At 37.9% G+C, this 6679-nt stretch carries 8 protein-coding genes and 1 pseudogene; 5 read left to right on the top strand and 4 right to left on the bottom strand.

The genetic code is table 11. The features are described from left to right. Together DYY67_RS02155 and DYY67_RS02150 are read left to right on the top strand one after the other, a co-directional pair. Positions 1–144 (top strand): annotated as a pseudogene (locus DYY67_RS02155) (SDR family oxidoreductase); the annotation flags it as partial. 42 nt (positions 145–186) lie between these two features. Next, the gene (locus DYY67_RS02150; protein ID WP_166390366.1) at positions 187–411 is read left to right on the top strand and encodes a hypothetical protein; all 225 of its coding nucleotides are present in this window, start codon (positions 187–189) and stop codon (positions 409–411) included. On the opposite strand, the gene DYY67_RS02145 is transcribed toward DYY67_RS02150, so the two are convergent. The 4 genes from DYY67_RS02145 to DYY67_RS02130 form a co-directional block, all read right to left on the bottom strand. Next, positions 404–1147, bottom strand: a complete 744-nt coding sequence (locus DYY67_RS02145; protein WP_255492676.1) for an HFX_2341 family transcriptional regulator domain-containing protein — start codon at positions 1145–1147, stop codon at positions 404–406. The genes DYY67_RS02150 and DYY67_RS02145 overlap by 8 nt on opposite strands. Before the next feature lie 139 nt (positions 1148–1286). Beyond that, positions 1287–1829 (bottom strand): hemerythrin domain-containing protein, encoded by a 543-nt coding sequence (locus tag DYY67_RS02140; protein ID WP_166390362.1) that lies wholly within the window; start codon positions 1827–1829, stop codon positions 1287–1289. A gap of 18 nt (positions 1830–1847) precedes the next feature. Further along, positions 1848–2705: a metallophosphoesterase gene (locus DYY67_RS02135; RefSeq protein WP_166390359.1), complete on the bottom strand. Its 858-nt coding sequence runs from the start codon at positions 2703–2705 to the stop codon at positions 1848–1850. A 241-nt stretch (positions 2706–2946) separates the two neighbouring features. Next, positions 2947–3873, bottom strand: a complete 927-nt coding sequence (locus DYY67_RS02130) for a cobalamin-binding protein (protein ID WP_166390357.1) — start codon at positions 3871–3873, stop codon at positions 2947–2949. A 97-nt stretch (positions 3874–3970) separates the two neighbouring features. On the opposite strand from DYY67_RS02130, the gene DYY67_RS02125 reads away from it, so the two are divergent. The 3 genes from DYY67_RS02125 to rnz are packed head-to-tail and all read left to right on the top strand — an operon-like array spanning position 3971 to position 6678. Continuing rightward, positions 3971–4846, top strand: a complete 876-nt coding sequence (locus tag DYY67_RS02125; RefSeq protein ID WP_166390355.1) for a ribose-phosphate diphosphokinase — start codon at positions 3971–3973, stop codon at positions 4844–4846. Further along, on the top strand, positions 4847–5782 hold the full coding sequence (locus DYY67_RS02120) for a DNA methyltransferase (RefSeq protein WP_166390353.1): 936 nt from the start codon (positions 4847–4849) through the stop codon (positions 5780–5782). Continuing rightward, on the top strand, positions 5779–6678 hold the full coding sequence (gene rnz, locus DYY67_RS02115) for a ribonuclease Z (RefSeq protein WP_166390351.1): 900 nt from the start codon (positions 5779–5781) through the stop codon (positions 6676–6678). Before DYY67_RS02120 ends, rnz begins: the two co-directional genes overlap by 4 nt. Position 6679 lies beyond the last annotated feature (1 nt).

The following is a 6679-nucleotide window of genomic DNA, read 5'->3' as shown; positions in this document are numbered from 1 at the left end:
ATATGGCAATAGCTGAGCACCCAATAGGAAGGATTGGCTAACCCAGAAGATATTGCAAAGGCCATACTATACTTTGCATCGGAGGATTCGTCATGGGTTACAGGAGCAATTCTGTCAGTAGACGGCGGAGTCACAACAAAGTAAATCAGCCATATCAAATTAATAGAACCACCCCTTACTCATGACATGGACGCCAAGAGGAAACAATCGCTTAAGATAATCATTACATTAGCAATAGTATGGTTTGCTGCAGCTTTACCAGTACCATTTTTGTGGTCAAATCCTGATCCTCAACACCCAGAACAGTACAAAGTATACCTAGAGATTGCAGCAATAGTTTCAATTCCTTTCATAGCAATGGGAGTTGTCTGGACATTAAAACCAGAGCTTGCCACAAGAGGATCTAGATAAGAAATTCAACTGCACCGTTTCCTTCCTGTGTAATCTTTATCCAGCGAGTTCTCCCTATCCTTTCAATTTCAACAAATTTCCATTCATTTAAGAGCGGTTGTATTATGTTTTTGTCGAGGCTTGCAAACCTGGCTTGCTGAAAGTTTTCCTCTTTTGCATTTATCACAATTAATTTTTTTTCCTCTGCAAGTCTTGCCATTTCTTTCTTTGTTATTTTACCACCATTTTGCTTTATTATTTTTAATGCCTGAATCAATGCTGGTTTTGGTGTGTGAATTTCATATGCAGGTAGCTTTACAACAGTCTTTAGTCCTGAAGAAAGTTGTTCTCCCTTTACACTAGCATAACTTTCTGGCTCTGCATAATATGGGGTAAGCTTTGTTTTTCCTTTGAACATCATACATGCCATCATACATGCAATTGCCTGAATTTTTGAGCCAGAAGAACAGTTTACAAAAATATCATTATCTTTCTCTTTTTCTACAATTTCTCTAACTGACTTGAGTATCTTAAAGAGATCAAATCTATCCGAATATTCTACATGAACTTCGATCTTTTCCTTTCTCAATTGCGCCCTTATCTTTTCCATATAACCTTGAGCCCTATCCTTTGCAGGCTCGCCATGCATCAAAAGCCAGACTCTGTCTGCTTTCATCTGCTTTGCAGTGATCGCAATTCTATCAATCTCAAAGCCTACTGGAGCAATATGCACTCGTAGATTTACAATGGTACTCATGATATTATGTATAGTTTGCATACTAAGGTGATGATATATAATAATTGTGGATTCGTACCCAGATCATGCAACAAAAATACAAACTAGAACAATGCAAAGTTTCATTGTATCCAAAAGTAAAATCTATCTTTGAAGACTATTAATTTTTCATCCAGCTAGTCTGTTCCAGATAATCTAAGGACTTGATCATCTCATCAAGTTTTGCCACAACAGCATTAACTGCACGAAATTCTTCATACATCATTTTTTCCTCTTCAGGAGATAAGATTTGTTTTTCTGCAGTGTCGAAAAACTTGTCTTCCTTTGTCATATGATCATTTAGATAAATTGCATAAGTTTTAAGAAACCTTGCAACAGGTTCTCTTTCATTTTCTCCCTCTTTCCATTTCTGTAAATATCCTGAAATGTTATTTGCAATGCGACGACTAAATTCATGCTCGATCATAAATGCCTGTATCTCTTCTTTTAGGGATCCATAGCTTCCAACGCAGGCAAAGTATGCATCCTCCTCTCTGGAATAATGAATGGCATCGAGAAATTCAGACATGATTACAACTATTTTTTCTAGATCTGAGAACGGAATGTTTTGTTCAGCATAGAGTTTCGTATAACATTGAATGATTATCTTTTCAAGACGACGCATCTGTTTGTGGTCGTTTCTTAGTATTTCTGTGGCACTCATAGTTTATTCTATCCTAGGTCAGGTATATACTGTAAACAAAATTACCTTTTTTGGGTCATATTGAACAATCGCAAAATGAGGAACCTCGGAGTCTTTTACATAGTGACCTGCAGGCCCACCAATACCCAATCTGATAAGATAATTGTTAGAAGAGTTTATTTCAATTTCCTTACTCTCAAGAATGCGACCTGAAAACTTTTCCTTTACTACGTTCAAGGAGGGGTAAATACTACGAATGAGATTATCCTGCATCGTTATTGTTTCTTCTCTATGTTGGTGACCACATAAAATGATAGGGTTTTTCACATGTTTTTTGGCCTCATCAAAAGCAGAAGATGCCTTGTAATGATACCCAGAATAAGTGAAGAATTCAAAGTCTTCTTCTGTTAGCCTCTGCCAAGACTTTTGGTATAGCCAAGCTTCTTCGCTTGAAGTGGTTTTTGGCCTTATTTTTTCAGGATCAAGTGGACCTCCGTGGACGCAAAAAAGGCCGTGTTTTTTATCAATAAATTCTTGGTTTCCAAATGTTCCATCACTATTTTCTTTGAAAAAAGAGAGATCTTCTGAGTTTAGTTTTGCATGTGCGTCCATGCTCTCAATTGAACTTCCACCTATCAACCTATTATACAAAAATGCTTCATCATGATTTCCCATTACAGAAGAAAGCGGATAGTTCGTTTCAAATGACCTTAATCTTGAAATGACCTCTTTTGGATGGATTCCCCTTTCAAGGATATCTCCCAGATTTATTATTCTTGAAAAAGTGCCATACTTTTTTGTAAACTCTGGACTTGACGCTATGCCAAGTATAGTATCTAGAGCATGAATATCTGCATGAATATCGGAAAATACTAGATCCAATGATCTATCCGACATGTCTCCTAATTTGTAATTTTTCGTATCCGTTTGAATACAAATTACTCATCTATTGCAACCATACCACTAATTGATGACAGATTAATCAAAGTCTTCCATAGGCTCATGATATTCTCAAATCTTAGAATAAGAAAGTGAAAGGTTGATTCAAGATAAATAAAAGACATAACAAGTAAATGTTACCAAGCATTTGGAGTCACTTACATCCTCACACCTACCCAATGAGGATGTCGGGACATTTTTACAATTCAGACTCTATTTTCTGGATAGAATTCTTTGGAACCTGTAAATCTTTGAACGTATCAGGATTGATTATTTTTGCCAAGATCTCAAGTCCTGTCACAATTCTTGGTCCTGGTTTGCTAAAGTATTCGTTTGCATTCACTGCATAAACTTGGCCTTGTTTTACTGCCTTCAATGATCTCCATTTCTCCTTGTCTGCAAGTTTTTCATATTCTTGCATGGTTCTGTTTACGTCAAAGCCACATGGCATAAGCACAATTATGTCTGGATCAAACTTGACAATCTCATCTAGTTCCATTCTTCTTGACTGATCTCCTGTTGCACTGATTCCGTTTATTCCTCCTGCTAGTTCTACCATCTGTGGGACCCAATGACCAGCAGTAAACAGCGGATCAAGCCATTCAATACAGAGAACTTGTGGTCGTACAATCTTCTGTTTGTGTTGTATAATTTTGACTCTAGATCTCAGGTCATAAACAAAAGCTTGTGATTCACCTAGTTTTCCTACTTTTTTGCCAACCTCGATTATATTATCAAGTATGTCACCGAGGTTTCTTGGATCTAAGATTAGAACTTCTGGCTTTACTCCAAGTATGGCAACTGCCTTATTGATTTCTTTGGTAAAGGGTGAACAGACCTCACATATGCCTTGGGCCACAATGAGATTTGGGTTTGCATTTTTGAGCACTTGTTCATCTAGTACATAGATGTCTTTGCCTGCTTTCATGAGATCCACTACTTTTTTGTCAATTTCTTGACTTGTCATCTTTTCTGGATCAAAGACAGAGTGAATCACTTTTGGTTTGGTCTTTGCCTCTGACGGATAATTACACTCATGTGTTACTGCAAATACTTGGTCTCCCACCCCAAGCTCATACAATATCTCAGTTGCGCTTGGGAGAAAGGAAACGATGCGGTTTTCCATTCATCTTATTTTGTAAATGGCTTTCTTTAAACATACTCGATGTTGCCATGCTAAAATTCCTCAAAACTTAAGAATAGCCCTTTGCTCGATGAGTCTGTTGGTTAGCTTTACAGTTATTGGAGAGTCTTCATCTGATCATCTAGCTAGAAAAATAGCATCAAAATTAAAATCAAAATACATCGGCTGCGAATTGCGAGTCTTTCCAGATGGAGAAAGCAAGATTACTTTGAAGACAAAACCAAAGGGAAAGATAGTTGTAGTTCACTCGGTATATCCTCCTGTCGATTCTAATCTTGTTCGTGTTTTGGCTCTAGTCTCACAAGCCAAAAAATATTCTTCTGAGGTTTATGTGGTAATTCCATACATGGGGTATGCAAGACAAGACAGAGAATTTCTTCCAGGAGAAGTTGTCACCATGTCTCTTGTTGCAAAGATGTTCAAAGTGGCAGGCGCAACAAGAATCATTGTAGTCGACATTCACAGCATTCTGGCGCTGAAACATTTCCAGATACCAACGAAAAATGTTACTGCCATAGGAGAGCTTGTGAAATATTTCAAGAGATTGCATCTGAAATATCCACTTGTAGTATCTCCAGATATGGGAGGAGTTGAGAGGGCAAAAAATTTTGCAAACATGATGGGAGTAGACTATATTGCACTAGAAAAACACAGAGATAGAAAAACCGGAGAAGTCATTATAAAATCAAAAAATCATTATGAAGTAAGAAACAGAGACATTATTTTGGTTGATGATATGATAAGTACTGGCGGTAGCATCGTAAAAGCTGCAGAACATTTGAAAAAACAAAAGTGCGGTAAGATATACGCAACTTGTACTCATGCTCTTCTAATAGGAGATGCCGAAAGAAAGATTCGAAAATCTGGAGTTACAAGAATAGTTAGCACAAATACCATACCTGGCAAGACAAGCATGGTAGATGTCTCCCCTGTAATAGTAAAGGCAATCAGCTGAATGCCACAGAGTTTTTTCGTATTATCTGGTGAACACCCAGAACTTGGTGTAGATGAAGTAATTTCCATATCAAAAAGCTATGATGTCAAAACAACATGTTCGATAGAGCCCAAACTTGTAATCATAAAATCCAACGTGCCATGGCAGAAAATAGCTCAGAGGGCCACATTTGTTAGAGCTTGTGGCAATATTTCTGGCATGCTCGATGACATTTCTGAGATAGATGTTCCTGTACAGAACCCAAAATCATTTGTCTGCAGAGCATTTAACCTGTCTTCAAAAAAGATCAATGTGTCCAATATTGAAAGAGACGTTGGAACAATACTGAAATCAAGATGGGGTTGTAGTGTATCTCTCTCAAACCCATCACTTATCGTATACCTAATCATTACTGATAAGGCAAGATATGTTGGCTATGCCGATGGTATAATGACGCCCAAAAGGCCAAAAAAGACAATCAAATATCCAACTGAGCTTGATTGGAAGCTTAGTAGGTGCATGGTTAACTTGTCACAGCTAAAAGAGGGCGATACTTTATGCGACCCGTTCTGTGGAACCGGTACCATATTACTTGAAGCTGAATCTATGGGAATGCACTCTATTGGAATTGATTTTGATTCTGACATGTGCAATATCACTAGAAGGAATCTTGCTGATAATGGATATGATCCGCTGGTTGTAAATTCTACCTATCAATTCATACCAAAGATCAAGAAAAAAATAGATGCCATAGTTACGGATGTTCCATATGGAACTGCTTCAAGATCATCTGCTCCACCAAAAAAAATAATTGAAGATTTCCTCTCAGTGGTACCAAAGAAAATGAAATTAGTACTGGTATACAAGAAGGGAACAGGTATCACAGAGCTAAGCGAAGCAAAGAAATACGAAATCTATAGGCATAAGAGTCTAACAAGGGTTATTGTTGTAAGATGAAACTGGTATTCTTGGGTACATCAGCTGCTCAACCAACAGCAGAGCGCGGAATGACATGCACATGTCTAGTTTTAGACAAGGAGATACTGATGTTTGATGCAGGAGAGGGTGCCCAGATTGCATTCCAAAAGGCAAAGCTTGGATGGAATAAAAAAATGAAGATCTTCGTCACGCATTTACATGGGGATCATTGTGTTGGAATTCTTGGCCTGTTGCAAACAATGTCACTTCAGAATAGAACCGAACCAATAGACATCTTTGGTCCTACAGGAATTGAAGAGTTTCTTGCAACAAATTTGAAGATATTAAACTTTGGACTTACGTTTCCTGTTAGAATTATTAGAATAAAGGAAGGACCAGTTTTTGATGACCCTGCATATACAGTTCATGTTTGCGAAGCGGAGCATTCCATACCAGCATATTCTTACCTCTTCTCTGAGAATGACCGCCCAGGCAAGTTCTATCCTGAGAAGGCAAAGCATCTTGGAATACCTGAAGGAAAACTGTGGAGAGAGCTTCAGAATGGCAATGAGGTAAAAGTAGCAAACAAGACTGTGAAACCATCTGACGTAATGGGAGAGAGCAGAAAGGGTAGAAAGATAGGCATATCAGGAGATACAAGGCCTACAAAGAAACTGGAAGAATTTTTCAAGGGCTGTGACTATATCACATTTGATTCCACATATTCTGATACATTGCGTGATAAGGCAATAGCAAACTATCATTCTACTGCAAAAGAGGCTGCAGAGCTTGCCAAAAAAGCAGGAGTAACAAATCTTATTTTAACACATTTTTCGGCAAGATATGAAAATGCAGATGAGTTAATAGAAGAGGCAAAGACGGTGCATGATTCCGTAATTGCCGCAAAGGATCTTTTAGAGATAAACATCAAGTGAC

The sequence above is a fragment of the Candidatus Nitrosotalea sp. TS genome, from assembly GCF_011319465.1.
In the GTDB taxonomy this organism is placed as follows: Archaea; Thermoproteota; Nitrososphaeria; order Nitrososphaerales; family Nitrosopumilaceae; genus Nitrosotalea.
The sequence above is the reverse complement of the archived record's forward strand: the minus strand, read 5'-3'. Positions and strand labels throughout refer to the sequence as shown.

Excerpts from the sequence above, each read along its gene's own strand:
- DYY67_RS02150 (WP_166390366.1), top strand. The coding sequence starts at position 187 with ATGGACGCCAAGAGGAAACAATCGCTTAAGATAATCATTACATTAGCA.
- rnz (WP_166390351.1), top strand. The coding sequence starts at position 5,779 with ATGAAACTGGTATTCTTGGGTACATCAGCTGCTCAACCAACAGCAGAG.
- DYY67_RS02145 (WP_255492676.1), bottom strand. The coding sequence starts at position 1,147 with ATGAGTACCATTGTAAATCTACGAGTGCATATTGCTCCAGTAGGCTTT.
- DYY67_RS02120 (WP_166390353.1), top strand. The coding sequence starts at position 4,847 with ATGCCACAGAGTTTTTTCGTATTATCTGGTGAACACCCAGAACTTGGT.
- DYY67_RS02130 (WP_166390357.1), bottom strand. The coding sequence starts at position 3,873 with ATGGAAAACCGCATCGTTTCCTTTCTCCCAAGCGCAACTGAGATATTG.
- DYY67_RS02135 (WP_166390359.1), bottom strand. The coding sequence starts at position 2,705 with ATGTCGGATAGATCATTGGATCTAGTATTTTCCGATATTCATGCAGAT.
- DYY67_RS02140 (WP_166390362.1), bottom strand. The coding sequence starts at position 1,829 with ATGAGTGCCACAGAAATACTAAGAAACGACCACAAACAGATGCGTCGT.